Here is a 25703-nt window from a genome sequence, read left to right as displayed (position 1 = left end):
GGAACGGTCTTACTTATCTTCATAGACGACATCTGTGAACACTGCCGTATTCGTGCTGTCGGTTCCGTTTCCACTGGCAAATATTCCTGCCAGCATACCTGTCATACATCCTACAATTTCCGGATTGATCAGTCTTCCGTCCGCATGCTCGAAGATTGGAAATTTTCTGCCCGCTCTGACATAGTAAAAACTGAAATCCTGCTCCGAAACTTCGGCAGCCAGCTCTGCATCTGCGGAAAACCACGGGATTTCCGCCAGAATCTTTTCCTTTGTCTCGCTTGTGAACCCTGGAAAATGCGGCGGCACATCCATTTTGCAGGTAGACAGAACCACCTGAAGGACTTCACTTTCTCCCTTGCGCACTTTTTCCAGCCGATACTGATGATTGCTTGCCTGAAGAAGCACAATTCCCGCTGACTCCCCTTCTTCAGGAGAAAAATTCATGCGGCAGGAAAATCTGTAGTCCACACCGGTCACCCTGTGCCCGATGAAGCTTACACAGTCATCCCTGCGCCCGTTTTCCGATTCATCCAGAAGACATTTGAGCGGTTCATTGATTTGTCTGGGCAGACACCGAAGCGATACCGATTTATCTTCCGCTTTCCAGAAATCCCCGTAAGGTGTTCCCCAGAAGCACCATTCATCGGTAACACCGCTGTCCAGACTCTTCTGGTTTTCTTTCGAAACTTCCATCCACGGCAGATTTTCATCCGCATCATATTCCCATTCCAGCTTTCCGGTCCCCGGACTGAATACCGGCCAGTCCCGTTCCCAGATAACCGGGCATATATAAGTCTCACGTCCCAGATTTTTATAATAGCCGCCAATGGTTCTGGATGCGAGCATTACCGCATACCAGTTTCCTTCATCTGTCTCAACCAGATCTGCATGTCCCGCGTTAGCAATCTCACAGCCGTACCCCAGATGCCTGTGAGTCATAACCGGATTCCCCGGAAAACCTTCATACCAGCCTTTCACGTCACGGCTTCTGGCAACTGTCACTGAATGATAATGCTCGGTTCCTCCCTCTGCAATAACAAGATAATACCAGCCGTCTTTATGGTACACATGAGGCGCCTCAGGAGATGCCGCATTTCTGAGAGCACTGTCCCAGATAGCTTTCGGTTCTCCGGCAAGCTTCATTTCCTTCAGATCAAATTCTGCGATCCAGATTCCCCTGTCCATACTTCCGTCTGCCCGCTCAACCACATTTCCGGTTCCCAGAACATATGCACTCCCGTCATCATCAATAAAGAGAGATGCGTCAATTCCCGGGACATCATCCAGCCAATGAGGTTCGGACCATGGACCGGCCGGATTTTTTGACGTAACAATATAGTTTCCTTTGTCACTGTAATTTGTATTAATAATATAAAAAGTTTCATCGTAATACCGGATTGTAGGCGCCATAACGCCTCCGGTAAATGTATTGGCCTTGACATGAAAGCCGTTATCCTTTGTCATGACGTTTCCAATCTGTACCCAGTGGGCCAGATCTCTGCTTCGAAAAACCGGAATGCCCGGATAGAGTTCAAAACTTGAACAGACAAGGTAAAATTCACCATTGGCTTTGCAGATTGACGGATCCGGATAAAATCCCGGAAGAATTGGGTTTTTGATTTTTCTTTCCATAGATAATTCCTTTCTTCGCGTTATACATATGTTACTATTATCCTAAAACAAAATAAATCTTAAAACCTCTCACGAATTCACATTTCTCAACAATAAAATTGACCTGTTCTTTTTCAGAAGCTCATAAGTTTAATCATTGGTCAATTTTAAGCATTCATTTTTTGTCATCTGTAAGGCAATACCTGCCCCGCCCGGTTTTTTCTATTCTGCTTTCCTCCGTCAGTTTCCGGAGAATCCTCTGAAGCTGACGACGGCTGCAGCGCAGATGAAGCGCTGCAGCCTCAACTCCGTCCAGCACACCGCCGCAATTTTCTTTCATATAAAAGAGCACACGGTCCTCGATATTGGCCGAAACTGCTTCCATGGAAGCAAACATATTCAGTTTATCTGACAGAGAATGCAGGACAAGATGGAGAAACGATACATCCTGATGCAGCTGTTCGCGATATCGTCTCAGTGGAAGGACAAGGCATATCACTGCAGATCTGGCTTCCACAAACAATGGAGAGGCCTTTTCCTCACAGAATTCCATATCTCCCAGCAGCGCTGTTCCCGATATGGCAGTGATGGGTGACATCATACCATTATCCCGGATGCCGTATATCGAAATCTGCCCCTCCGCAAGAAACAGAATGTTCTCCAGCATAGTATCCGGAGAAAGTATCACTTCTCCCTTCTCATATTGAACCGCACGGAATTCCAGGTCCGGTGTATCAAAATGATCTCTGATTCCGCACTGATCCAGCCATTTTTCAATAAGTCTTTTATCCCTGATCTCCTTCATATCAGTTTCCACCCAAAAGTCTTTTTCTTATTGTGACATATGTCACACAAAAAATCAACCGGCTCGTATAAACTATGGTCAGGAGGTTGAAAAAATGGGAAATGAATTATTTGAAAAGGAAAAACTGTCAACAGCTTATTTCAGACTCTCCATTCCTCTGGTGCTGAGTCTTGTTGTCACACTTATCTATAATCTCGCGGACACATTCTTTGTCGCGCAGACCGGGGATACCAACCTGGTAGCCGGTGTCTCACTCGGCGCTCCGGTCTTCATGCTGCTAATGGCTTTCGGAAATATATTCGGACAGGGCGGAAGCTCAATGATCTCCCGGCTGCTGGGCCGGCAGGACAGCGACGGTGTAAACCGGGTCAGCTCCTTCTGCTTTTACGCCGCATGGATCGTCGGGCTTGCAGTGACCGTCATTCTGCTGGCTTTTAAATCACAGGTCCTTGTTCTGCTTGGCGCCAATTCAGAAACTCTGCGGCATGCATCCGACTACTATTTCTGGATTGTACTCGGTTCACCTGCAATTGTGGCATCCTATGTGCATACAAACCACCTGCGGTCGGAAGGCCTCTCGAAAGAATCCATGATCGGAAGTGTGGGCGGCGCCGTGGTAAATATCATTCTTGATCCGATCCTGATCACACTCCTCGGACTGGGCGCTGCCGGAGCGGCTGTCGCCTCTGTGATCGGTTACCTGTTTACAGATATCTTCCTTATCCTGATCGTAGCTTCAAAAAGCCGGAGCCTTTCCATGAATCCCGGAAAGATCCGCATACCTCTGGGCTACGTCGGCCAGATCTTCGGCATCGGGATTCCGGCTGCGATCGTAAACGTCATGCAGAGTATCAGTGTAATCCTTGTCAATCAGTTTCTTCTTTCCTACGGGAATGACAGGATTGCAGCAATGGGAATCGTTCTGAAAGTCAGCATGATCGTTCTGCTTGTCCTGACCGGTCTCGCCTTCGGCGGCCAGCCGATGTTCGGCTACTACTTCGGATCCGGGAACCACAAAAAACTCTGTGAACTTCTCAGATTCTGCATGATTTTTATCAGCATTACCGCGATTATACTTACCGCGGCCGTATTCATCCTGTCCGGCGTTCTGATGAGGATATTCATCGACAATGAAAGCATTGTACGCGAGGGAACACTGATGCTCCGCTGGCAGGTAATTTCCATGGTCTTTGTAGGAGTTGTTCTGCTTATTACCATTATCTTCCAGTCGGCAGGAAAAGTTGCAGGATCATTCATTCTGTCGATCAGCCGACAGGGCGTAGTATTCCTTGCTGTACTCCTGATTGCGGTGCGTGTCGGCGGATATACGGGAATCATCGCCGCACAGGCTGTATCCGATGTCCTCTCCGCGATACTTGCTCTGTTCCTGCTGCGGATCCAGCTCTATAACGAATTCCGTACAGAGAACTGATTGAGTGGAAATTCAAAAGAAGACACAGAACAATCCTCGGCGCGTCAATGTTACTCTGCCGGATCATGCATCCTTTCTTTCACAAGGCAGATCGTTCCGAACATGCCGGACGGCTCCATGACCGCCCTGTCCGGTCCGAAGATTCCCGGCTTTGTATTTGCGTCTCTGAGAAGTGTATTTACCACCCTGACTCTGATCTCATTTTCACCGTCTGTCAGCGCATCCGTAATATCCACATCGTAGGGCGGGCAGATCTTTGTCCCTGCGGCAGCTCCGTTTACGGATACTTCCATGCACTCAAAAACATACTGTGGACTGAAAATATATCTGCTGCCGTCTTTCTTCACATTTACCATCTTTGTATATTCCATCACGCCGGAAAAATCTCTGTATTTTTCCGATACCGGACGCAGGCTGTCCATTTCTTCCATCTCTGTCCATTCCTTGCTTCCGGCCGGACACATCCTGAATTTCCAGCTGCCTGAAATATCAACAGCCCCGGTGGATCTGGCTTTCAGGTTCTCTTCAAGCCCGTGATCCGGGTCAACTGCCAGAACCACAGACTCATACGGCTTCAGTTCCAGGCGGAAGCTGCTGCCCTTCTGGTCTGCTTTGTACCACCTGTCAGTCATCGCATCATACATTCCAAAGCAGCCGTTCTCTCTCAGGGTTACCTCTGTGGAAATTGTTTCCGACAAAGAGGTGTTAAAGAAATAGTAGAAATCTTTCTCCTTTTTATAGTGATATACACTCAAAGTCTTATATTTATTCTCTGTCTGTATGTCAAATATTCCGGCATTCCTTAGTGTATCCGCCAGTTCTTCGAGCGGAACTGCCGGATATTTCTCCAGCACATCGGCGCTGAATTTTCCCCCGGTCACTGCTTTCGGCCTGCTGTTTACAAAAATGACGTTCAGATCCGAATTGGCAGTAATAAATTTAACCGCCTCTTCAGAAATATGATCTGCCTGAGGAATGATGAGCGCTTTCATACAGCGGCCGTTAACGATAAGACTGCCGTTCTCAACCTTTGTACCGTAATACTCACTGTCCTCAAACACATCCGCCGGAATTACTTCATAGTCGATCTGATGCTCCAGAAGTTCTCTGCCCGGCGCGTAAAACGGCATCGTCTCACCCGCCCAGTCTGCTTCCGCCTCATAAAGCACTGCTGCCTGAGGGACATTCATGCCGCCGTCAAAAATCTGACACAGTCTGTCCGTATATTCCATAAGCTTCCCGAAGAACGGAAACTGCGGGTTATTTCCTCTTGCATAGTAGTGCGGCGGGCAGTCGTCATCCGGATACTCTGCCATGGAAAATGCATGGGGTACAAAACGGTTTACCCCCTGAGCAATAAAGCTGTCCACCATCCATTTCATGTTCTTTATCCCCAGGCTCCATCCGTATGCCCCAAAGTTCTCGCACAGCAGACGCCCCTGCTTCTTCGGGTCAATAGCTGCCGCAGAGGCTCCCAGCTTTCCGATGCCGAAATGGTAGAACGTGGGATCCCAGAGGATCGCACCGTTGTGTCTCGAACTGTCCGGGTTGCCCGGGATCAGCTGGTTTCCGATGTTATCGATTCCGGCCATATCCTGTCCCAGCATGGCACGGAAATAGTGAGCTGCTCCGCTGCCCAGTCTGGAATGCTGCCGGCCGTCCTCCACAACATGTCCGACATATTCTACGCCGTGCTCCCTGCACCATCTGCCAAGCTGACCGCTGAAATTCTTCGCATACAGTCTGCTCACACAGTCCATATAGTGAAATCTCAGATCACTGAATTCACCATCTGCATCCTCGTACCAGAGATACGGAATCTTTTCCTTCCAGTCATCCCCGCATGCCTCAGCGAACATTTTTTCCATCTCTTTTCCCCATGGAAGAGGCATAAGTTTTGTTCCGATCTTATCATTCATTTCCAGACCGTTCGTATTATAAAATCCCGGTTCGTCTGAGAAAAATCCGAGGATCGTTTTTCCGAATTCGTCTTTATAGCGCTCATAATGCGGCTCGTATACACTCTCAATCAGCACCTTTACGGAATCCTCATCAATATAGTTGATATACTCCGGATTTACGCCGAAATCTGTGGTGACGAAGTTGACGTGGATCCGCCATGTTCCTGCCGGAATATCCCATGTCAGAATGCCGTCCCGGATATTTCCCGTCAGGTCCACCACTTCACCGCTTAACACTTCCCCTTTTTCCAGACGGCATGCTGTCACGCTCACGATCCGGCTCTCATCGATCAGCGGTTTCACAATCGGTTTACCCAGATCCATCCATGTGATCTGCTTTGTGGTCATCAGATCCACATTGACCTGAGCGCACGGCACCGGTCCTGTCAGTTCTACGAACTGCGTATAGAGATATCTCCTTGCGCGTTCCGGATATTTTTTAGGGAGCAGACCATTTGCCTGACCGGTCGGGAAATGAGCATCATCGAGAATCCAGATTTTCATATCACGCTTCTTTGCCTCGTCCAGCACGATGTCAAAATCATGCCACCAGCCGTCCCCTGCAAAATCCGGGTGGGGCCTTGCCTCCAGACATACCGCATTAATGCTGGACTCACTGATCTTCTCCAGTTCTGTCCGTAAAACGCTTTCTTCCTCACCACGCATCCACAAAAACGGAAAGATATGTACCTGACTGTTTTTCATTTCATTGCACCTCACACTTCTTTTACTTTTACGTTTGCACACACTGCTTCTAGGATAGGAAAAGTATAACAATACATGGAAGTAAAATATTGTATATTTTTGATAACATTAACGGTATTTTTTTGATAATAAAAAAAATACTGCAAAGCAGAATTTCCTCTGTTTTACAGTACATTTTTAATTAATTCAAATCTTCTTTCAATTTTTTTCGGTATTCTTTTGGTGATACTCCATATTTTCCCCGGAACTTTTTGCTCAGATGGCTCGAATCAAAGCAGCCGACTTCCTGGCTGATTTCGCCGATTGTTTTATCCGTGTTCCCCAGCATTTCCTTCGCATGTTCCATGCGCAGATCATTAACGATTTCATTGAATGTTTTCCCTGTATGTGTTTTGAGCATCCTGCTGACATATGACTCATTATAACAAAAGAATTCCGCCAGACTGCGCAGAGTTACATTACTGTAATTCGCCGCAATATACCCCAGCATAGCCACAATATGGTGATCTGTTTTCGCACTGGCGTATCCCGGAACCACCGCCATCATTTCATAACTTCGGATCAGATAAAGGAACAGGATCCTGGCATAGAGAGCGATACATTTCTCATATGCGTATTTTCCGGATATACGTTCCTGATACATCGCCATCCACAGCCCGTCAATTCTGAAATCACCGCCCGTAGGGAACAGGATGAACGGCGTTGCCGCCCTGTCATAAAGCACACGCCTGAAAAAATCAGAAATCAGATTCTTTTCTCTGAGCATCTCAAGAAAAAAGCATTCGAAACTGTCCCTGCTGAGGATCAGGTTCATAATAATATCCTCATCATTCACCGAGACAATGGTATGCATGGAATCCGGCGCGAGAAAACAGAAATCCCCCTGCTTCATCTCAATGAAAGTATCTTCGATATAATTGATACAGGAGCCTCTGTATACATAGATAATTTCAAAAAATGTATGATTATGAAGCAGAGGGTATGAATATCGCCCATTGATATTCATATCAACCTCGTTCCGATCAGCGAATACACCTTCTCTTGCCAGCGTTGTTCCGTATCCGAATGAAGTCGTGGTACGGTAGAACTCCCTGACATCCGGAAATTCCGGATGTTCATCCATAAGCTGCTCATACTGTTCAAAATTCAGCGGTGTTGTCAGGATCTCTCTTCCGGTTGTCTGATAGAAGTTTTTCATCTTCTTTTCATGTTCAGTCAGTTTAAACAGTTCTTTATTGTCCATAATATCTCCATCCGGTTCACCAGACAGATCCGCTCCGTCTCACAGAAATCTTCCTCTCATCTTTCCCCATATATGCTCCTGTACATAATCATAAGCCCTGTCATAAATAAAGAGCCCGATCTGTCCGCCAAGAATTACGATGACAAGCAGCGTGTCTGATACCGCCTGTGCAAAAAGCATATCACGGAAAAGAATCACGATCGGAATATATACAATATTAAATACGACATATTTTCCAATCCAGAATATAAGATATCGTTTTTGTATTTCATCCCGCCTGAGGAGCCAGCGCCACACCGCTTCAATCCCCAGGATGTAAAATCCCATTGCCGCAAATGTAAGCACATAAAATTTATTCGGAGCCACAAAGAATCCGAGCAGTACTGCCGCCAGATAAAATGCAGCGCCCGCCGCAAGTCCGAACTCACGGACCACGATCCCCACGAAAAAGGAGGCCGCCGCAAGGAGAAAAAGCGTACTTGTCTCGATCACGCTCCCGAGCGCCATAAAAACAATGGTCAGCGCAAGAAAAAGTCCCCCAAGCGCCACTGTCTTCGCCTTTACATGCATGAACAAAGATCTCCTCCCATACATTCGCAGCACGTATCGGCAAGCCACAGATCACAACAGAAATTTCCTGTACCGCAGGATGTATTGCCTCCCATGCCGTAACCATTTCCATAGGGACTGTTCTGATATCTCCTGCTGCTGAAATCAAGCTGATTTAAAAGCTGTCTGTACTGCATATTATTGGGTTCCATATTAACTGCCTGAGCCGCGTGGTCTCTCGCCAGTATATTATTTCCAAGCCCGGCATTCGCACAGCCGCTCAGATAATACCAGAGGGCAGACCTTTCAGATACCTGATCCAGCGTATTAAGAGCTTCCCGGAAACGTCTGTTATTGATATAGTTAACCGCTGCCTGAAGTCTCGGATCCTGCTGCGCGTTCTGATAACCGTCGTAATTTCCGTAAGATGAACCTCCATAGGAGTACCCGCCTGAGCTGCCTGAAGAGGAGCCGCCTCCGTAGGAATAACCCCCGGCATTTCCGGAAGAGCGCTCATGCATGATGGTATCATATGCCTCCTGCACTTCTTTGAACTTTTCCTCAGCCAGATCTGCCAGAGGATTGTCCACATTGGCATCCGGATGGTATTTCCGCGTCAGCTCGCGGTAAGCTTTTTTTATTTCCTCATCTGACGCGTTCGGAGATACTCCGAGCACCTCATATGGATTTTTATTCATTTTTTCTGATCCTCACTTTTCTTCATCTGTATCTTATTATATCGATTCCACACCCCATCATACAATATATTGCGCAAAATGTCCACATCTACAAGGCATGGAAGACGTTCAAATTCCGCCGTGCTCTCCGCGATCATCATACAGAGAATCTGCCTGATCCGATCTTCATACCCCGGCTCCCCGCAGATCTTCCTGAGCGGATTATATCTGTTTTTTTCCAGATCCTCCGGCAGATCTTCATACGCATCCATGAGATAGATAAATTTTCCAAGAAAAAATCCCATTTTACGCAGATTTTTCTCCCACATATCATTGCGGTAGAGAAACAGTTCTTCCATCAGCCTGCCGAAGCATCCCGCCGTCCGGTCGATATCCATGCTATTTTCCTTTTCGCATGCCGAAAGCTCTGCCATAGAGGTCCGGATTGCCTCACTCTGTCTTGGATACTGTTCTATTATTTTCTTTACTTTTCCATGGATCACGCTCTTCGCCATAAAACTGCTGATCTTCCTGTCGTCCCGCCAGTCATCATCCAAATGGTAATAGGCCAGCAGCACATTCATGGCAGCCGCATAGGATGTAATCTCGTTTCTTAACATCAGCTGCTTTTTTACGGGATGGACTTTGCATCGGTGCATTTCCATATCTGCAGTATCCTCATACAATGACGACAGAAGAATGATCGCGAACGTCATATCATAAGTAAGCGTCATCTGTCCCATAAAACCGTATTCTTCCTTAAGCACACGGCAGAGCCCGCAGTAATACCCTCTGTACTTCTTCAGATCTTTTACTTTCAGTTCCGGCTCGCATATCGTAACATAACCAAACATATACTGCTCCTGTCTTCATATCTTTCTATCCTGGTATCGTCCCTGCTAAGCATTATACCATGCGTCCCGCCGCTGTGATATGATTTTTTTCTGAATAATCTGCGTATATCCGCTACAATTGTAAACCATTTCAAATATCAGGTTGACAATTCTTGTTTTATTCTATATACTGCTAACTACAATAAACTTCAGTATAAGAAAGGTATATAACTATGAAAGATCATGCTAACACTAACTGTGACCGGATGAGCAGAACAAAGAATATGGCTGTAATTGGTCTTATGACGGCTGTCATCTGCATCGCAGCTCCATTCTCCATTCCGATTCCGATAAGCCCTGTTCCCATTTCCCTGACGAATTTTATCATATTTATAGCCGTCTACATACTGGGAATGAGATCTGCTTCAATCTGTGTGGTCCTGTATCTCATACTTGGAACTGCAGGACTCCCGGTTTTCTCTTCTTTCAGCGGCGGTCTGGCAAAACTTGCCGGTCCGACCGGCGGTTATCTGGCAGGTTTTGTTCTCCTCGCTCTCATACAGGGATTCGTTCTTGAACGCTTTCCGGGTAAAAAATATGCCGCCGTCCCGGGAATGATCATCGGAATGGCAGTGTGTTATGCTTTGGGAACCACATGGCTGGCATTGCAGACAGGACAGAGCTTCGCTGCAGCTCTGACAATCGGCGTACTGCCCTATCTTCCGGGTGATGCAATCAAAATCATTATAGCAGCGATTACGGGACCGAAACTGCGGGCTGCAGTCCGTCGATCATTGAATAAATAAAAATCAGGAAGCCGGTAAAACGGTTTCCTGATTTTTATTTTGCGTTATTTCCTGCGTCAAAGCTTTATTATTCAGCCTGAAGGACTTTATATGCTCCGCCTTCCACAACTACTACAGTAGGTTCTTTGGACGGCTCTCCATCCTCGCCCCAGGTGATCTGTTTTCCTGTAAGACCATCGATAGTAGTTTCTGTCATAGCAGCTTTCATAGCATCGCACATATCTGAAATGCTCATATCCGGCGTAATATCAGCCTTCTCTGCTGCCGCTTTGATCACGTACAGACAATCATATGCGTCTGCTGCAAACTGGATCGGTGTATCGCCGAACTCTTCCTCATAGTTTGCAACGAATGTCTGAGTTGCTTCATCCTCTGCATCCGGTGTAAACGGTGTCAGGAACATCAGTCCCTCTGCGAGAGCTGTGTCAAATCCTTCTACGTCAAGCAGTCCGTCCATACCGTCCACGCCAAACCACTCCGGAGCGAATCCTGCTCTGTCAGCCTGTGCAAGGATCAGAGAAGCCTCCTGATAATAAATCGGAAGGAACACAAGTTCAGCTCCTGAATCCTTTGCCTTCTGAATCTGTACTGAAAAGTCTGTGCTGCTGTCAGAAGTGAATGCCTCTGCCGCTACAACTTCAAGACCTCTTGCTTCTGCCTCCGTAGCAAAGTTCTGATAGATACCTGTTGAGTATGTGTCAGAGCTGTCATAGATAACTGCTACTTTTGTTGCAAGTCCGTTGTCTGCAATATAATCTGCAGAAACTGTACCCTGGCTCGGGTCAGAGAAACACATACGGAATGCATTGTCATACTGGATACTTTCTACAGCCGTAGCCGACGGTGTGAGCTGGAACATATTATCTGCATGCGACTCCTCGACAACTGCTGTACACGGTGTAGATGTAACTGTACCTACCAGCATCTGCATACCCCAGTCCTTCAGTGTGTTGTATGCATTTACGGATTTTTCGGAATCATTCTGATCGTCTTCAAACTGATACTCGATCTGATACCCGTTAATTCCGCCGTCTGCATTGATCTCATCAACTGCCAGCTGGATACCGTTCTGAACTGCGGTACCGTAAATTGCTGTATCTCCTGTAATCGGTCCGATACTGCCGATCTTAAATGTTGTTGCATCCGAATTGCCTTCATCGCTTCCGCCGTTACCGCTTCCACACGCAGCAAGAGAAAATACCATAGCTGACGCAAGGGCAACGCTCGCAGCTTTTTTCCACATTTTCATAATAACTCCTCCTTGATAAATGCTAACGGTTTAATGGTAAACGTGCCGGAAGGATTTGTCAAGAGGAAAAACCGATTACGCTCTATTTTTGCAATGATTCAGCCATCAGAAAGAGACGGCTGCACTGTTATTTTATATCTGATAGCAACTGAATTTGTCAAATATCTCGACTTCATCTGTTACTGCATCGAGTACCAGCGGCTTGGAGAGATCCAGGCTGAATATGCCGAGAAATGATTTTGCATCAATTACTTTTCTTCCTGAAACCAGATCAAACTCTCCTTTTACATTTGCAATGTCCCTGGAAAATCTCTCGATCATGTCGTAGGAATCAAAACGGATGTTCATTGTTTTTCTCATAAAGATTACCTCCCGTTCATCGTTTGCAGTCACGAAAAAAAGAGAGATAACAAAATGTTATCCCTCTTTGGACTGTCTGTATTTGCCTGTTTCTGACTCTGTCGGTATAATAAATACATATTTATATATACCAGATTATTCTCTCTTTTGCAAGTATTTTTTTATTTCTCCGAACAAGGTAACTGTTCCGTATTCCAGCTAAAGAGGAGGACACCGTCCAATCCGGTCCGCCCCGCCATACTGGGCAACTATGGCCGATGCTGCGCTGTCCACGCAAATCTTCAGAATCCCCTTCATATCTCTACTCCGGAATCTTCGACAGAGCCGCCTCATCCGCAACAATCACAACATCACTGTGGAGCTGCTGGATAGACGCCGGAACTTCCGGAGTTAGCAATATTCCATATAACAGTCAAGGAATTTGCTGTGCATAGCCTTACTTATCCAAAGGCCTTTATAGCTTCATTGATCATGACCGAACATTTCTTGATCTTCTCCATATCCGCACTGGACACAGGTTCGAGAGGAGCTCTTACACTTCCGATATCCACGCCTCTGTCTTTCAGGATTTCCTTCATTACTGCATAAAGGTTCCCGCGACATTCGCACATAGCATAAATAATTTCATCAATTTTATTCTGGATAACAAGAGCATCGCTGCATCTGCCTTCGCGGAACGCCTTATCCGCCGCCAGAAACAGCTCCGGCATCACGGCATAAGTTCCGCCGATACCTCCGTCGGCTCCGATCATCCGCCCTGAAATAAACTGTTCATCTGGTCCGTTGAATACGACGAATTCGCCTTTTTCCTCCACGCCTTCGGTTTTAAACATCTGAATATCCTGAACTGGCATAGAGGAGTTTTTTACGGCAATTACCCTTGGATTCTTGAGCATTTCTTTAAACAGGTTCATTGTAAGAGCCGTTCCAGCAAGCTGAGGAATATTATAAATAATAAAGTCTGTATTAGGTGCTGCTGCACTGATTTCGTTCCAATACTTGGAAATAGAATACTCTGGAAGATGGAAGTAAATCGGCGGAATAGCAGCTATGGCATCAACCCCAACTTCCTCTGAATGCCGTGCCAGTTCAACACTGTCTTTCGTATTATTGCAAGCGACATGATTTATGACGGTTATCCTGCCCCTCGTCACCTCCATCACATTTTCAATGACAGTCTTCCGCTCTTCCACACTCTGGTAAATGCATTCACCGGAAGACCCGTTAACATATACTCCTTTAACCCCTTTGCCGATCAGATATTCCGTCAATTTTCTGACTCGTTCCGGACTGATATTTCCCTGCTCGTCATAGCAGGCGTAAAAGGCAGGAATAACACCTTTATATTTTTCAAGATTATCCATATCTGATATCTCCTCATTTCAACCAACTAAGTGTACTTATTCACCTACAATTTCACTCAGTTTGACCTTTCTGTTTTCAACTCTTGACTTAGTACAAGCATCAGCTGTTGCGATTGCTGCTCTTGCCGCTTCTCCTGTCAACAGCGGTCTGAATTCATCGTCCGGTTCCATACCGTGCATAATATCATTAAGATACTTCATTTCTTTGTTCATAACACCCTGGAGCCACAGCGGCGGCGTCTTGCCCGGTTTACCATATTGAATTGCCCCATCCATCTCTGTACCGTGATAAATACTCGTTCGGTTTTCATCTTCTTCTTTTGACTCATGAAGCAAAAAGTGTTCCTCTTTTCCATCTACTTTCAGAGTTCCTCCTGCATCAAACATATCCAGTTTAATCGCACCTTTTGTTCCTTGGATCAGCAGATAGTGTTCTGGCCAGTGGAAAGCTGATCCCCACTCCATCACTGCATATCTTCCATTGCTGAAGCGAGCCGTAATAAATAGCATGTCATCTTCATCTCCGAACGCTTCACCCTGATGTGCTACATTTCCCGCCTCCATGGTTACTTCTTCAGGCATCCCGCCCATGATAAACTGTACGCAGTCCAGCTCATGAATATGGTGATAGAGATGCCCACCTGATTTCTCCCTGATTTTTTTCCAGGAAATAGACGGCTGAACATCTTCCCATCCGTTTCTTGCCGAATGACAATATAATACTTTGCCAATCTTTCCCTTGTTTATAAGCTCTTTTGCATAATGTACTCCATGGAAAAAATTCATTATATGTCCTGCCATAAATATCACATTGTTTTCTTCACACGCACGTACCATCTCGTCACAATCCTTATATGAAAGGGCAATCGGCTTTTCACAGAATACGTTTTTTCCATGTTCTGCTGCTTTGATAACTGGTTCTTTGTGCAAATAATTAGGTGTTGCAACAATCACACAATCAATATCCTCTCTTGATACCAGAGAATCTAAAGATTGTTCTGCGTCACACCCTAACTCCTGCGCGATTTTTTCCCCATTCTCCGGATCAAAAACACTTACGATTTTTGCATCATTTTCTTTTTTCATGATCCTTGCCAGTTCAGCTCCGAAATATCCTACTCCAACCACACCATAATTAATCATTTTTATTCTCCATTCTACTATTTTTTTATCTATACTATTTTACTGCTCCATCCGACATTCCGCCTGCTATCTTATTCTGAATTATCATAAAGAAAATAACCGACGGAACAACAACAAGTGTTGAGGCTGCCATCATATCTCCCCAATTCAGTATCTCTGCTCCCTGAAGAGAACGTAGTTTAACAGAAACTGTCATTAAATCCTGACTATTTATTAAGATTAATGCATATAAAAATTCATTCCAAGCATTAATAAACGTATAAATTGCTGTTGCCACGATTCCTGGAAGGACAAGAGGCAATACGATTCTTACAAAAACCTGTACTTTATTTGCTCCATCCACACGTGCCGCCTCCTCAATTCCGACTGGCACTGTTTTAAAAAAACCTACCGCCGCATCCCGACAAAATACTTCCAACCAGCATCACTCCCGCTAGTAACATGGCTAATTTTCTCTTCATAATTCTTACTTTCCTCCTTTTCATAAAATCTCCGCACCGCGGAGAAACTTTGTCTGACCAGTTATGAAGTGCAGCCGGCTTATAACACTTCTCTCGTCATTTTGCTTGTTCTATTAAGATTATACGTTTGTTTTTTGTGCAATTCCATGTCGAGCAAACCTAATAATAGCACAATGCACTTATTTTATGATGTTATTTGTACAAACACATATGCCTTTCGCACATGAAAAATGTCTGCCTTCCACATTCGAAAGCAGACATCAAAGTAATCAAATTATTCTCTGGCAGCCTTTCTATATTGATTCGGCGTGTATCCAAACGCCGCCTTAAATTCACGTATAAAATAATTGGGATCTTCATAGCCGACCTCATATGCAATATCGCTGACATTTTCACTGCTTACCAAAAGCCGCCTTGCCGCAATAGTGAGTCGAAGTTCTTTTATGTATACCATCGGAGATTTTCCAGTCTGTTCTTTAAACAGATGCGTAAACCTCTGTTTGCTCAATCCGGCTATCTCTGCCATTCTGGCTGGCGTATACTTTTCCGTAGGATGAAGGGATACATAATCCATTACAACCTGAATTCGCCCATCAGCCCGACTATCTGACTTTTTTATTCTCTGGCGCAGTTTCTCTATAGTAATTTCCTCATCATTTCTCAGACCGCCGCCTGATATCTCTGGTTTTCGATTTTTACTTGCACGGAAGATCAGCTCTGCAATCAAAACTTCCAGATACCCGCGGACAAAAAACATTCTCGCCGGACTCTCGCTCTTTACCCACTTATAAATCAGTTCAAAGTATCTATCCTCTCCTGTATTTTCCATCACACGCGGTATCCCATAATAGTCAGCAAGGAAGTCCCCTCCCTCAAAGAATACTGCTGTAGTAAATCGGATACTGCAAAATGAAAAATTATCTGTAAGTGAATGGCATGACATACGGCATCCCCGCGGGATGTAAGCAATCTCATTCTTCTTCACTTTCACTTCCTCATCATCAATACAAAACACGCCTTCTCCCGAAATAATATATCTCAACATATTATACGGCACTACGCTCTCAGGATATACCCAGGTTGGACCAAACGAATATGTGTCTATATAAAGAAAATTAAATCTCACATTATCAATCTCATTTTTCACCATTCTTTGTTCCCTCCTTTTCAATATCATTTTTATGATAACTTCCGCTACAGTTTTTTTCAAGACAATAAATCTATTTTTTAAGCCTCTTATGCTATTAATAACTTTTCCTTCTATATTATTGCAAGAGTAGATTTCCTATAATGATATCAACTAATATATTTTATTCGAAAAGGAGGCAGACTGAACATGATTTTCGATTCTCTCAAAAACAAAGATAACTATAAATGGAATTCTTTTCTCTATCAGGCTCTGTGTTTTCTGGATGAACTGCCGCCAGACGCACTGCCCGAAGCCAATACGGTACTTATTCCCGACATCTTATTTTGCAATCCTGTCTCGCTTTCGACACGGCCGGAGTCAGAATGCATGTATGAAGCGCACAGAAAATATATCGATGTTCATTATATCGTATCGGGCATTGAAGGAATTGCGACAGCCGATACATCTGTACTGACCGAAGTAACTCCTTATTCTGAGGAGAAAGACATCGCTTTCTACAGTGGGAAGGAAGACGGACGTTATTACTTAAGCTCCGGACAGTTTATGGTCTGCTATCCTTCGGATGCACATAAGGTTGCTATAGCGTTAGGACAGCCCGCACCTGCTAATAAAATTGTATTTAAAATCAAAGTGGAGGTCTAACAAAATGAAATGGTCTAAAGAAGAAATTCTAACTAAAATCAAGGGGCAACTTATTGTATCATGCCAGGCTTTACCGTCAGAACCGCTCTATGTTGAAGAAAAATCAATCATGTATCTCATGGCGCGTGCTGCTAAGCAGGCTGGTTCCCCCTGCATCCGCACGAGCAGCGTTCGAGATGTAAAAGCCATTAAAGAAGAGACAGGCCTTCCGGTTATCGGAATCATCAAGATCAATTATGACGGGTATGATTCCTACATTACTCCGACGATGAAAGAGGTAGATCAGCTGGTAGAAGCCGATTCCGATATCGTCGCACTGGACTGTACTTTGCGCAAACGCGGAGATGGCTCTACTATTAATGATTTTCTCTCAGATATTCGCAGAAAATATCCTGACATTATACTTATGGCCGACATTTCCACATATGAAGAAGGTATCAATGCATGGAAATGCGGAGTTGATCTTGTAGGAACCACCTTGAGCGGTTACACGGACTATTCGCCGCATCACGAGGGGCCTGATCTGGAATTGGTGAGCCGGTTAAGCACAGATCTTGATATCCCGGTCATTGCAGAAGGGAAAATACATTATCCTGAACAGGCTGTTCAGATGCTGGATGCCGGCGCATATGCAGTCGTTGTGGGCGGTGCGATCACACGCCCTCTTGAAATTGCATCTCGTTTCATTTCTGCCATAGAAAAGAGGAATACAAATGAGTAAGAGATACATCGGCATTGACATCGGCGGCACTGCAGTAAAAATCGGATACGTAACAGCCGAAGGAGAACTTCTTGCGACCGACTCAAAACGCGTTGATTTTGATCACTATCAAACGCCGATCATTGTAACTGTAAAAAACGCTGTAGATCAGTTTCTCGCATTGGAGCATATCACACTTGCAGAGCTGTCTGGATTCGGTATCTCGGCGACCGGTCAAATCGACACGAAGGAAGGTGTAGTATCTGGAACAGCCGGCCATATTGCTAACTGGATCCAAACGCCTATTGCGCAGATTTTTAAAGATAGTTATCACCTTCCTGTATCTGTTGTAAATGACGCTGACTGCGCTCTCATGGGTGAATGCTGGCTTGGCGCCGCCCGTGGATACAGGGATGTTGTCATGGTGACTATCGGGACTGGAATTGGCGGAGGAATACTTACAGAAGGGAGACTGCTCACAGGTGTCCGGGGAATTGCCGGAGAACTAGGACACTTTCCTATCAGGGCGGATGGAGAACTTTGTTCCTGCGGAAACAGAGGGTGTTATGAAAAATATGCTTCTACAACAGCTCTTGTCAACATGGTACGCGATCGGGCCGATGAGCTTGTTCCAGACATTTCTGCTGATCATATAGACGGTCAACTCATATTTAACCGGGTTAGTCAGGGTGATACAGCTTTGCGTTCCGTTGTTTCGGAATGGATTACTTCAATAACTCTCGGACTTGTCGGGCTAATTCACATCTTTAATCCACAGCTCGTACTAATCGGCGGGGGTGTTAGTCAGCAAGAGGAGCTGTTTATTGAGCCGCTTCGGGAACAAATTCTTTCTTATACTATGCCTGGTTTCTGCAAAGATCTCATTATAAAATCTGCACAACTGGGCAATAACGCAGGACTGCTCGGGGCAGTAGCATACCTTAAGAATCTGTTCTGATTATTCCTGAAGTCTCATAAAATCCCGGGATGGATACTTTCCGTAATTTCCATCCCGGGATTTTATATGTCCGTATGATTAAATTATTCTTCCACTGTTACTATCTTCCCATCCTCATCCCAGAGATCATGCCAGTCTTTTGCCCCCGGCCAGAGGAACACATGACCTTTTACAAGGCGGTTGTTTCTCTCGAGTGTGGCGATCTTTGCCATCTCCTCGTCTGTCAGCGGATCTTCCGTCATAGACTTTAAGTTGCTCACATAGTTTTTCTCACGAACAGAGAACGGAATCGGGATTGCGCCTAACTGATGAGACCATTTCAGGCAGATCAGCGCCGGATGGCAGTTATGTGCCGCCGCGATCTCTTTCATCTCCGGCAGTTCCATATCTGCTACATCCTCGGGCATGATATCCCTCTCCGGTCTCTGCGGCGATCCGAGCGGCATATAGCCGACTACCTGAATATCATGTGCCACAAGGTAATCGAAAAGTTCTTTCTGCTGCATACATGGATGAAGCTCGATCTCACATGCGACCGGCTTGATCTTCATAAGCGGAAGTACGGCCTCCAGTTTCGGAATCGTCATATTGGAAATACCGATATGACGGATCAGACCTTTCTCCACCAGACTCTCGCACTGTCTGTATGTATCCATGAACTCTTCCACACTGAACGGTTTTGAATCCGGATTTCTGGAGTCAACATCGCACCCCGGTGCATGATAGTTCGGAAACGGCCAGTGGATGAAAAACATATCGATATAGTCACACTGCAGATCCGCAATGCTCTTCCTGCAGGACTCCTCCACTTTCCTGTGCATATCATTCCAGACTTTTGTCATGATATACAGCTCTTTCCTCTCTACGACGCCTTCATCGAAAGCATCTTTAAATACCTTTCCGATCTGGTCTTCATTCCCATAGCATGCAGCGCAGTCAAACATCCTGTATCCGCAGCGGATTGCTCCCGCTACTGCATTTGATACTTCTTCCGGGCTGACGCGGTCAGAGCCAAATGTTCCCATTCCGATCCCCGGGATCTCTTCTCCGGTGTTAACTTTCATTTTCGGCACGATAGCCGGATCAATAAATTCTCCCATCTTTTCCTCCTTATAATATCTTTATTTTCATCTGCTGCATCACAGTTCCGTGATCTTTATCTGAGGAAGAATCCGTTCCATATCTTCCTGTACAAAGAATCCGGTCTCTTCTCTCAGGGCAGCTGCCGCCGAAATAGCGCTTGCTTTCCGGAGCGTCTCTTTGACAGAAAGCCCCTCGCTGATTCCCAGGGCATAGCCCGCGATCATGGAATCCCCGCAGCCCACAGTATTGACTGCATCGATCTTCGGCACTTCTGCCCGGAAGATTCCCTCATCACAAACTACAAACGAACCGTCGCCTCCAAGAGAAACTGCAACGATATCTACGCCCTTCTTATGGATCTCCTTTGCCGCTTCGATCATATCTTCCATATGGTCACAGGACTTTCCGGTAAGCATCCGGATCTCGTCAATATTCGGCTTGATCATCGTCGGACACGCCTGGATCCCCATCTCCAGAAGCTTTCCGCTTGTATCCAGGATGACCGGTTTTCCGGCTTCTTTGCAAATCTTTACAAGCCGCTGATATGCAGTGCCGTCCAGTCCTTTCGGCACGCTTCCGGACATGGCGACAACATCCGCCTTCTTTACCAGCTCTGAAAACTTGTCTTCAAATTTCTGAAAATCTTCTTCCGAAACAGTAAATCCCGGCTCAAGGAACTCTGTCTGCACGTGATTCACTTCATCCCAAATGTTGATGCATGAACGGCTCTCAGCTTCCATGTGATAAAATTCACTTTTGATCCCGAATGGTTTCAGCGAATCTACAATATAATTACCTGCATGTCCCCCGACAAATCCGGTGGCCGTCACATCTGCTCCGGCGATGGATGCCGGTTTAGAGACGTTGAGTCCTTTTCCGCCCGGCGTATAGGCACATTCTTTGACACGGTTCACCTCTCCGACCTGAAATCCGTCCACCACGTACCGTTTGTCGATCGCGGCATTCAGTGTCACTGTCAGTATCATATCAAAAGCCTCCTAATCCTCATTGACCAGCATCAGTTTTCCTTTGACAAGTCCGGGCGTCTTAAACATCTGGAACGCCTCCTGCGCCTGGCTCATCGGCATCTTCTTATAGATAAATTCCGGATCGACCTTGAGCTGCCCTGTTGCAAGATAGTGAGCGGTCAGATCCCACTCTTTGCCCGGGAACGGAGCGCTGTAGGACATCCATGAACCGGTCAGTTTAAACTCCTTGCGGTTCATCTGTTCCCAGAGATCCTGTGTAAAGGACAGCGTTTCGTGAGGAGTTCCGATAAAGCAGACATGTGCTTTATTTGCCGCAAGCTTAAATGCCATCTGCATCGTAGGCACCTGCCCGGCTGTCTCGAATACATATCCGTATCCCTTTCCGCCTGTGACCGCCATCGCTTTCTCCATAAAGTCTTCTTCTGTTGTATTGATCACCTCGTCTGCTCCGAGACGTTTTGCCAGCTCCAGTCTTGCCTCACTGATATCGAATACGACCACTTTCTTAGAGCCGAATATCTTCGCCCACTGCATCGTGAACATACCGACTGTTCCCCCGCCCAGGATTGCCACATACTGGCCGCCCTGATAATCATTCTGGTACAGGCCGTGGATCGCTACTGTTGCCGGCTCGAACATCGCCGCCTCCTCATACGGGATAGACGGATCAAATACGATGGCGTTCTGCTCCGGTATTACCACATAGTCCGCGTTGCTCCCCTGTTCTCTTGATCCGATGAAGCTGTAGTGTTTACACAAGGAGAAATTACCGTTCTGGCAGTCATCGCATTTCATACAGGGTTTCAGCGGAGCGCATGTCACATGGTCGCCCGCTTTCACTTTCGTCACGCCCTCACCCACTTCAGTCACATAGCCTGAAAACTCATGGCCCAGTACGATCGGATAGAAATGCACGCCGTGGTTGAGCACACGGGGGATATCAGAACCACAGATACCGGAAGCCATCACTCTGACTTTAACCTCTCCCGGACCTGGCACCGGTTCTTCATAATCCATATAACGCACATCTTCATTTGCACATACAACAGCTGCTTTCATGTTTATCTGCCTCCTCTTTGTTTCATGATACCTTTTAACTGTTGATAAAGTTCTATATATGTCTTGTAATTCTTGTCGTATACCGACCACTTCTGTTCATCCGGTTCATGGGATCTGCGGTCATGCACCGTCAGTTTCACTGCCTCTTCAAAATCAGCGTACATTCCGATCCCCACGCCGGCAAGAATCACGGCTCCCAGCGTGGTCGCCGTATCCGATGAGGGAACAATGATCGGTTTTCCTGTAATATCGGATTTGATCTGTGTCCAGAGCAGTGAGTTTGCTGATCCGCCCATGGCGCGCATTACTGTAACTCTGGCACCCGCCTCTTCCGCAACATCAAGATTATGCTTCAGGGCGTAGGCTGTACCTTCCATAGCCGCCCGTATAAAGTGCCCTTTCGTCTTGCTGAAATCAATACCATAATACACTCCTTTGGCATCCGGATCCCAGATCGGAGTCCTCTCACCGGACATATAAGGAAGAAAGATCAGCCCGTCACTTCCCGGATCAACGCCTGCTGCCTCCTCATTAAAAAGATCAAGAGAACTTTTTCCCTGTCTCTTTCCCTCTTCTCTCTCATAAGCACCGAATTCTTTCTCCAGCCAGCGCATTACTCCGCCGCCTCCGGTCGTGCCCCCCTGGAGGAGCCAGTGACCCGGGATGACATGATATCCAAGAATCAGCCTCTCATCCGCCTGATATGTATCCGTACAGATGCTCATTCCTCCGGCCTGTCCGCCCTGCTCCTGCGTCTCTCCGCTGTGGATGACTCCGGCTCCAAGTGTACCGCAGGCCGCGTCCAGGCCGCCTGCCGCCACTGGTGTTCCCGGCGCCAGTCCACACTGTGCCGCCGCATCTTCAGTCACGGTTCCGATAATATCATGACATGCATGGATTTCCGGAAGGATATCAGGGGAAAAGCCGAAAGCTTCACACATCTCCTCATCCCATCTGCCTCTTCTCATATCAAAACAGTGGAGGCCATACCCCTGGGACAGATCCTGACTCAGCACGCCTGTCAGCCTGTATGCGATAAAGCTGTTAGACTGCAGGATCTTATATGTCTTTTTATATACTTCAGGAAGATTTCTCTGATACCAGATGATCTTCGGAGTCGTATATGACGGTTGCAGCGGATTTCCGCACAATTCGAAAATCTTCTCTTTCCCGATCTTTTCATTATATTCATCACAGATATCTACTGCTCTTGTATCCATCCAGATCGGGGTGTTGGTCAGGACATTTCCATCGCGGTCAACCGCAATGGCAGACCAGCTCTGTCCGTCAATCCCTACACCTTTGATCTCGGCAGGATCGATTCCGCCTTTTTTCAACACCTCCGGTATGGTTCTGCACACAGCATCCCACCATTCATCCGGATTCTGCTCTGCCCATCCCGGATGGGGATAATATACCGGATAATCTCCGCTGCCGGACGCCGCTGCCTGTCCGTTTCTTGTAAATACGGCAATCTTGCAGGCGCTTGTTCCGATATCAATTCCCAACAAATATTCGCCCATATCTTTCTCCTTTATAATCTATCAGGAAACTTTCTCCGATGCTTTGACTGAGCAGCCCTCGACAAAACCGGTTTTTAATGTAACCGTTACCGTCGTTTTTTCTCTGTCCTGCCCATCTTCCTTCTGGTTTACGGCGCTGTCTCTTTCCTGCAGTTTTTCAATCAAAGTATCCGCCGCTTCCTGCGCGATCTGTGCTGTAGGCTGTGTGACAATGCTCAACCGGGGAACGGATGCTTTCGCGAAGTCAACGTTATCAAATCCGATTACCGACAATTCATCGGGAACCCGGATTCCCAGGTCATTAATCTCCATCATCGCTCCTACCGTCATCTCATAATTTGAGATAAACACGGCAGTCATATCCGGATTGTTCTCCCACAGCTGGCGCATTGCTTTCGCGCCTCCGGCAATCGTATAATTACCACGGGCCATTAGCCCCTCTTCGTATACAGCGTTGTTTTCGCGGAGTGCTTTCTCATATCCGCGCTGTCTCTCCCGCGCCGTATAGACGTCCTCCGGTCCCGCAATCATGCCGATCTTCCTGTGTCCGGCGCGCACAAGCCTGTTCACTGCATCTTCCGCCGCGCCTTCATTATCTACCAGTATACAGTCGCAGCAGACGTCTTTCATTTTCCGGTCAATCATCACAATAGGCTTTCCTGCCCTGATAAATTTCTGAAATCCGGGATCTGATGTTCCCGTAGGCATAACTATAAGTCCGTCGACACGCCTGTGATACAGAAAATCTACCGCTTCTTTTTCACGCTCCGTGTCCGATCTGCAGTCGCAGATCATTGTGGCATATCCGTGGCTTCTCAGAATATCCTCTGCCTCAGTGATAATCTCCGCAAAGAAAATATTGTTCAGTTCGGGAATTACAATTCCTATAGTCTTCGTCCGATTCGTCTTTAGTCCCCGCGCGACTTCATTTACTTCGAAATGCAGTTCCCTGATAGCTTCTTCGATCTTAATCCGGTTCTTCTCACGGACGTTTCCGCCGTTCAGGTAAGACGAAATAGTGGCAAGTCCAAGACCGGTGCGCTTCGCGATATCCTTCATCGTAGCTCCCATTTTACCACCGCCTTTACTCAATCAGATGCCTATTCTGCCTTGCCGTCACAGCCGCACATCTTCATGCGGATCTTAACCTGTTCTTTTACTGCCGCCATTCCTACATTGCCCAGCTTCTTCGGATCGTATGTCTCGGGCTTCTCTTCGAGAAGTTTCTTGACAGCGGCCGTATATGCAGCTCTAAGCTCAGTTGCAAAATTGACCTTGCACATACCGCGCTCTACGCATTCCCTGACATCCTCTTCACTGAGTCCCGATGCTCCATGAAGCACCAGCGGTACGGATACAACTTCTTTAATCGCGCTTACTCTCGGTTTGTCAAGCACCGGTGTACCTACATAGAACCCGTGAGCCGTACCGATCGCAACTGCAAGTGAAGAGATACCTGTACGCTCTGCGAATTCTTTTGCTTCCATCGGATCTGTATTGGTATCTGCATCAGCCTCAAGATCGTCTTCCTTTCCGCCGACTTTTCCAAGTTCTGCCTCAACCGGGATACCGATTGCCTTTGCCACATCCACAACTTTCTTTGTGATTGCGATATTATTTTCAAAATCCTCATGTGAACCATCGATCATAACAGATGTGTACCCCGCCTTCATTGCCTGCACAGCAAGCTCAAAACTATTGCCGTGATCCAGATGCAGGCACACAGGAACGGATACTTTCTCCGCCTCTGCTTTTACGATTGCGGCGTATGTCTCAACTGTTCCATATTTAATTGTACCAGGTGTCGTCTGAAGCATGACCGGAGCCTTCAGCTCTTCAGCAGCTGCGAGTACTGCCTTGACCATCTCCATGTTTTCGACGTTGAATGCGCCTACCGCATAACCGCCTTTCTGAGCATCTAAGAGCATTTTTTCCGAAGTAACTAATGGCATAATATTTCCTCCTTCTTTTTTAAACCGAAACGTTTCGGTTTTGCTTATGTATTTATATTAATACATAAGTTGTATGAAGTCAAGATAATTTATAATTTTTCATAGAAAGAGAGACATCAGTTCTGCCGTCATTCTTATGGCTGTCCTGATGTCTCTGCAGCATATTGCATATATCACTTCATCGTATTCTCCGTCTGATTCACTTGAAACTCCTTTGGAATATAGACCGCCCCCGTAACAGTGCCGTCCTTATTCAAGGTAAAAGTGACTATCTTCAAAGACTCTATACCTATTTCATAATCATAATACGCTATACGGTCTGACATGCCTGTCTTGCCATCCGGGAACTCTCTCTCCCGGCTCATAGGTCTTCTGATATGCTCCCCGTCCGGCATTGTATAGTCATACCATACTTCGTCCTCTTCGGGGCCGAATACATGAACCGACT

24 protein-coding genes and 2 pseudogenes are annotated in these 25703 nt (G+C 46.3%); 5 read left to right on the top strand and 21 right to left on the bottom strand.

Annotated elements, in window-relative coordinates:
* Positions 1 to 9: 9 nt before the first annotated feature.
* Together FNY66_RS11550 and FNY66_RS11545 are read right to left on the bottom strand one after the other, a co-directional pair.
* Positions 10 to 1632: a glycoside hydrolase family 43 protein gene (locus FNY66_RS11550; protein WP_150311242.1), complete on the bottom strand. Its 1623-nt coding sequence runs from the start codon at positions 1630 to 1632 to the stop codon at positions 10 to 12.
* A 154-nt stretch (positions 1633 to 1786) separates the two neighbouring features.
* Positions 1787 to 2416: a cyclic nucleotide-binding domain-containing protein gene (locus tag FNY66_RS11545; protein WP_150311241.1), complete on the bottom strand. Its 630-nt coding sequence runs from the start codon at positions 2414 to 2416 to the stop codon at positions 1787 to 1789.
* Between the two features lie 94 nt (positions 2417 to 2510).
* On the opposite strand from FNY66_RS11545, the gene FNY66_RS11540 reads away from it, so the two are divergent.
* Positions 2511 to 3848, top strand: a complete 1338-nt coding sequence (locus FNY66_RS11540) for an MATE family efflux transporter (RefSeq protein WP_150311240.1) — start codon at positions 2511 to 2513, stop codon at positions 3846 to 3848.
* 50 nt (positions 3849 to 3898) lie between these two features.
* Here FNY66_RS11540 and FNY66_RS11535 read toward each other — a convergent pair whose 3' ends face one another.
* From FNY66_RS11535 to FNY66_RS11515, 5 genes are all read right to left on the bottom strand, one after another.
* Positions 3899 to 6514 (bottom strand): glycosyl hydrolase family 2 protein, encoded by a 2616-nt coding sequence (locus FNY66_RS11535; RefSeq protein ID WP_150311239.1) that lies wholly within the window; start codon positions 6512 to 6514, stop codon positions 3899 to 3901.
* A 181-nt stretch (positions 6515 to 6695) separates the two neighbouring features.
* Positions 6696 to 7757 carry an AraC family transcriptional regulator gene (locus FNY66_RS11530; RefSeq protein ID WP_150311238.1) on the bottom strand — a complete coding sequence of 354 codons (1062 nt, stop codon included), beginning with the start codon at positions 7755 to 7757 and terminating at the stop codon, positions 6696 to 6698.
* 39 nt (positions 7758 to 7796) lie between these two features.
* Positions 7797 to 8327, bottom strand: coding sequence for a hypothetical protein (locus FNY66_RS11525; protein WP_150311237.1), 531 nt, complete (start codon positions 8325 to 8327; stop codon positions 7797 to 7799).
* A complete protein-coding gene (locus FNY66_RS11520; RefSeq protein WP_150311236.1) occupies positions 8318 to 9004 on the bottom strand; it encodes a DnaJ domain-containing protein in 687 nt (228 codons plus the stop codon). The genes FNY66_RS11525 and FNY66_RS11520 overlap by 10 nt, the downstream gene beginning before the upstream one ends.
* A complete protein-coding gene (locus FNY66_RS11515) occupies positions 9001 to 9837 on the bottom strand; it encodes a DUF5685 family protein (RefSeq protein WP_150311235.1) in 837 nt (278 codons plus the stop codon). The genes FNY66_RS11520 and FNY66_RS11515 overlap by 4 nt, the downstream gene beginning before the upstream one ends.
* A gap of 263 nt (positions 9838 to 10100) precedes the next feature.
* On the opposite strand from FNY66_RS11515, the gene FNY66_RS11510 reads away from it, so the two are divergent.
* Positions 10101 to 10622, top strand: a complete 522-nt coding sequence (locus FNY66_RS11510) for a biotin transporter BioY (RefSeq protein WP_229409510.1) — start codon at positions 10101 to 10103, stop codon at positions 10620 to 10622.
* A 67-nt stretch (positions 10623 to 10689) separates the two neighbouring features.
* Here FNY66_RS11510 and FNY66_RS11505 read toward each other — a convergent pair whose 3' ends face one another.
* From FNY66_RS11505 to FNY66_RS11480, 7 genes and pseudogenes are all read right to left on the bottom strand, one after another.
* Positions 10690 to 11871, bottom strand: a complete 1182-nt coding sequence (locus FNY66_RS11505) for an ABC transporter substrate-binding protein (protein ID WP_150311233.1) — start codon at positions 11869 to 11871, stop codon at positions 10690 to 10692.
* A gap of 132 nt (positions 11872 to 12003) precedes the next feature.
* Positions 12004 to 12231, bottom strand: coding sequence for a hypothetical protein (locus FNY66_RS11500; RefSeq protein ID WP_087152406.1), 228 nt, complete (start codon positions 12229 to 12231; stop codon positions 12004 to 12006).
* Between the two features lie 301 nt (positions 12232 to 12532).
* Positions 12533 to 12625 (bottom strand): annotated as a pseudogene (locus tag FNY66_RS16235) (glucosamine-6-phosphate deaminase); the annotation flags it as partial.
* 46 nt (positions 12626 to 12671) lie between these two features.
* A complete protein-coding gene (locus FNY66_RS11495) occupies positions 12672 to 13595 on the bottom strand; it encodes a dihydrodipicolinate synthase family protein (protein WP_150311232.1) in 924 nt (307 codons plus the stop codon).
* Positions 13596 to 13631: 36 nt separating this feature from the next.
* A complete protein-coding gene (locus tag FNY66_RS11490) occupies positions 13632 to 14744 on the bottom strand; it encodes a Gfo/Idh/MocA family oxidoreductase (RefSeq protein WP_229409511.1) in 1113 nt (370 codons plus the stop codon).
* 28 nt (positions 14745 to 14772) lie between these two features.
* Positions 14773 to 15126: pseudogene (locus FNY66_RS11485) on the bottom strand (carbohydrate ABC transporter permease); the annotation flags it as partial.
* A gap of 347 nt (positions 15127 to 15473) precedes the next feature.
* Entirely contained in the window at positions 15474 to 16349 is an 876-nt protein-coding gene (locus FNY66_RS11480) for an AraC family transcriptional regulator (RefSeq protein ID WP_150311230.1), read from the bottom strand.
* Positions 16350 to 16535: 186 nt separating this feature from the next.
* Here FNY66_RS11480 and FNY66_RS11475 point away from each other — a divergent pair, with 186 nt between their 5' ends.
* The 3 genes from FNY66_RS11475 to FNY66_RS11465 are packed head-to-tail and all read left to right on the top strand — an operon-like array spanning position 16536 to position 18649.
* Positions 16536 to 16991: a YhcH/YjgK/YiaL family protein gene (locus FNY66_RS11475; protein WP_150311229.1), complete on the top strand. Its 456-nt coding sequence runs from the start codon at positions 16536 to 16538 to the stop codon at positions 16989 to 16991.
* Positions 16992 to 16995: 4 nt separating this feature from the next.
* On the top strand, positions 16996 to 17712 hold the full coding sequence (locus FNY66_RS11470) for an N-acetylmannosamine-6-phosphate 2-epimerase (protein ID WP_150311228.1): 717 nt from the start codon (positions 16996 to 16998) through the stop codon (positions 17710 to 17712).
* The gene (locus FNY66_RS11465) at positions 17705 to 18649 is read left to right on the top strand and encodes an ROK family protein (protein WP_150311227.1); all 945 of its coding nucleotides are present in this window, start codon (positions 17705 to 17707) and stop codon (positions 18647 to 18649) included. The genes FNY66_RS11470 and FNY66_RS11465 overlap by 8 nt, the downstream gene beginning before the upstream one ends.
* Before the next feature lie 83 nt (positions 18650 to 18732).
* On the opposite strand, the gene FNY66_RS11460 is transcribed toward FNY66_RS11465, so the two are convergent.
* The 7 genes from FNY66_RS11460 to FNY66_RS15535 form a co-directional block, all read right to left on the bottom strand.
* The gene (locus FNY66_RS11460) at positions 18733 to 19749 is read right to left on the bottom strand and encodes an aldo/keto reductase (protein WP_150311226.1); all 1017 of its coding nucleotides are present in this window, start codon (positions 19747 to 19749) and stop codon (positions 18733 to 18735) included.
* 39 nt (positions 19750 to 19788) lie between these two features.
* Positions 19789 to 20718, bottom strand: coding sequence for a 1-phosphofructokinase (pfkB, locus tag FNY66_RS11455; protein WP_150311225.1), 930 nt, complete (start codon positions 20716 to 20718; stop codon positions 19789 to 19791).
* 12 nt (positions 20719 to 20730) lie between these two features.
* Entirely contained in the window at positions 20731 to 21780 is a 1050-nt protein-coding gene (locus FNY66_RS11450) for a galactitol-1-phosphate 5-dehydrogenase (RefSeq protein WP_087152409.1), read from the bottom strand.
* Positions 21781 to 21782: 2 nt separating this feature from the next.
* Positions 21783 to 23303, bottom strand: coding sequence for a xylulokinase (gene xylB / locus FNY66_RS11445; RefSeq protein ID WP_150311224.1), 1521 nt, complete (start codon positions 23301 to 23303; stop codon positions 21783 to 21785).
* Positions 23304 to 23324: 21 nt separating this feature from the next.
* Entirely contained in the window at positions 23325 to 24374 is a 1050-nt protein-coding gene (locus FNY66_RS11440) for a LacI family DNA-binding transcriptional regulator (protein WP_150311223.1), read from the bottom strand.
* Positions 24375 to 24403: 29 nt separating this feature from the next.
* Positions 24404 to 25255 carry a class II fructose-bisphosphate aldolase gene (locus FNY66_RS11435; protein WP_087152412.1) on the bottom strand — a complete coding sequence of 284 codons (852 nt, stop codon included), beginning with the start codon at positions 25253 to 25255 and terminating at the stop codon, positions 24404 to 24406.
* Between the two features lie 173 nt (positions 25256 to 25428).
* On the bottom strand, positions 25429 to 25703 hold a 275-nt coding region (locus FNY66_RS15535), incomplete at its 5' end, for a hypothetical protein (protein ID WP_190324835.1).

It is taken from the genome of Mediterraneibacter catenae (assembly GCF_008691045.1).
Taxonomy (GTDB): Bacteria; Bacillota; Clostridia; order Lachnospirales; family Lachnospiraceae; genus Mediterraneibacter; species Mediterraneibacter ornithocaccae.
Note: the sequence above shows the minus strand (reverse complement) of the source record. Positions and strands in the feature narration are given on the sequence as shown.

Bases quoted from the DNA above. Each gene is read 5' to 3' on its own strand.
- FNY66_RS11550 (WP_150311242.1), bottom strand. From the start codon at position 1,632: ATGGAAAGAAAAATCAAAAACCCAATTCTTCCGGGATTTTATCCGGAT.
- FNY66_RS11545 (WP_150311241.1), bottom strand. From the start codon at position 2,416: ATGAAGGAGATCAGGGATAAAAGACTTATTGAAAAATGGCTGGATCAG.
- FNY66_RS11540 (WP_150311240.1), top strand. From the start codon at position 2,511: ATGGGAAATGAATTATTTGAAAAGGAAAAACTGTCAACAGCTTATTTC.
- FNY66_RS11535 (WP_150311239.1), bottom strand. From the start codon at position 6,514: ATGAAAAACAGTCAGGTACATATCTTTCCGTTTTTGTGGATGCGTGGT.
- FNY66_RS11530 (WP_150311238.1), bottom strand. From the start codon at position 7,757: ATGGACAATAAAGAACTGTTTAAACTGACTGAACATGAAAAGAAGATG.
- FNY66_RS11525 (WP_150311237.1), bottom strand. From the start codon at position 8,327: ATGCATGTAAAGGCGAAGACAGTGGCGCTTGGGGGACTTTTTCTTGCG.
- FNY66_RS11520 (WP_150311236.1), bottom strand. From the start codon at position 9,004: ATGAATAAAAATCCATATGAGGTGCTCGGAGTATCTCCGAACGCGTCA.
- FNY66_RS11515 (WP_150311235.1), bottom strand. From the start codon at position 9,837: ATGTTTGGTTATGTTACGATATGCGAGCCGGAACTGAAAGTAAAAGAT.
- FNY66_RS11510 (WP_229409510.1), top strand. From the start codon at position 10,101: ATGGCTGTAATTGGTCTTATGACGGCTGTCATCTGCATCGCAGCTCCA.
- FNY66_RS11505 (WP_150311233.1), bottom strand. From the start codon at position 11,871: ATGAAAATGTGGAAAAAAGCTGCGAGCGTTGCCCTTGCGTCAGCTATG.
- FNY66_RS11500 (WP_087152406.1), bottom strand. From the start codon at position 12,231: ATGAGAAAAACAATGAACATCCGTTTTGATTCCTACGACATGATCGAG.
- FNY66_RS11495 (WP_150311232.1), bottom strand. From the start codon at position 13,595: ATGGATAATCTTGAAAAATATAAAGGTGTTATTCCTGCCTTTTACGCC.
- FNY66_RS11480 (WP_150311230.1), bottom strand. From the start codon at position 16,349: ATGGTGAAAAATGAGATTGATAATGTGAGATTTAATTTTCTTTATATA.
- FNY66_RS11475 (WP_150311229.1), top strand. From the start codon at position 16,536: ATGATTTTCGATTCTCTCAAAAACAAAGATAACTATAAATGGAATTCT.
- FNY66_RS11470 (WP_150311228.1), top strand. From the start codon at position 16,996: ATGAAATGGTCTAAAGAAGAAATTCTAACTAAAATCAAGGGGCAACTT.
- FNY66_RS11465 (WP_150311227.1), top strand. From the start codon at position 17,705: ATGAGTAAGAGATACATCGGCATTGACATCGGCGGCACTGCAGTAAAA.
- FNY66_RS11460 (WP_150311226.1), bottom strand. From the start codon at position 19,749: ATGGGAGAATTTATTGATCCGGCTATCGTGCCGAAAATGAAAGTTAAC.
- pfkB (WP_150311225.1), bottom strand. From the start codon at position 20,718: ATGATACTGACAGTGACACTGAATGCCGCGATCGACAAACGGTACGTG.
- FNY66_RS11450 (WP_087152409.1), bottom strand. From the start codon at position 21,780: ATGAAAGCAGCTGTTGTATGTGCAAATGAAGATGTGCGTTATATGGAT.
- xylB (WP_150311224.1), bottom strand. From the start codon at position 23,303: ATGGGCGAATATTTGTTGGGAATTGATATCGGAACAAGCGCCTGCAAG.
- FNY66_RS11440 (WP_150311223.1), bottom strand. From the start codon at position 24,374: ATGGGAGCTACGATGAAGGATATCGCGAAGCGCACCGGTCTTGGACTT.
- FNY66_RS11435 (WP_087152412.1), bottom strand. From the start codon at position 25,255: ATGCCATTAGTTACTTCGGAAAAAATGCTCTTAGATGCTCAGAAAGGC.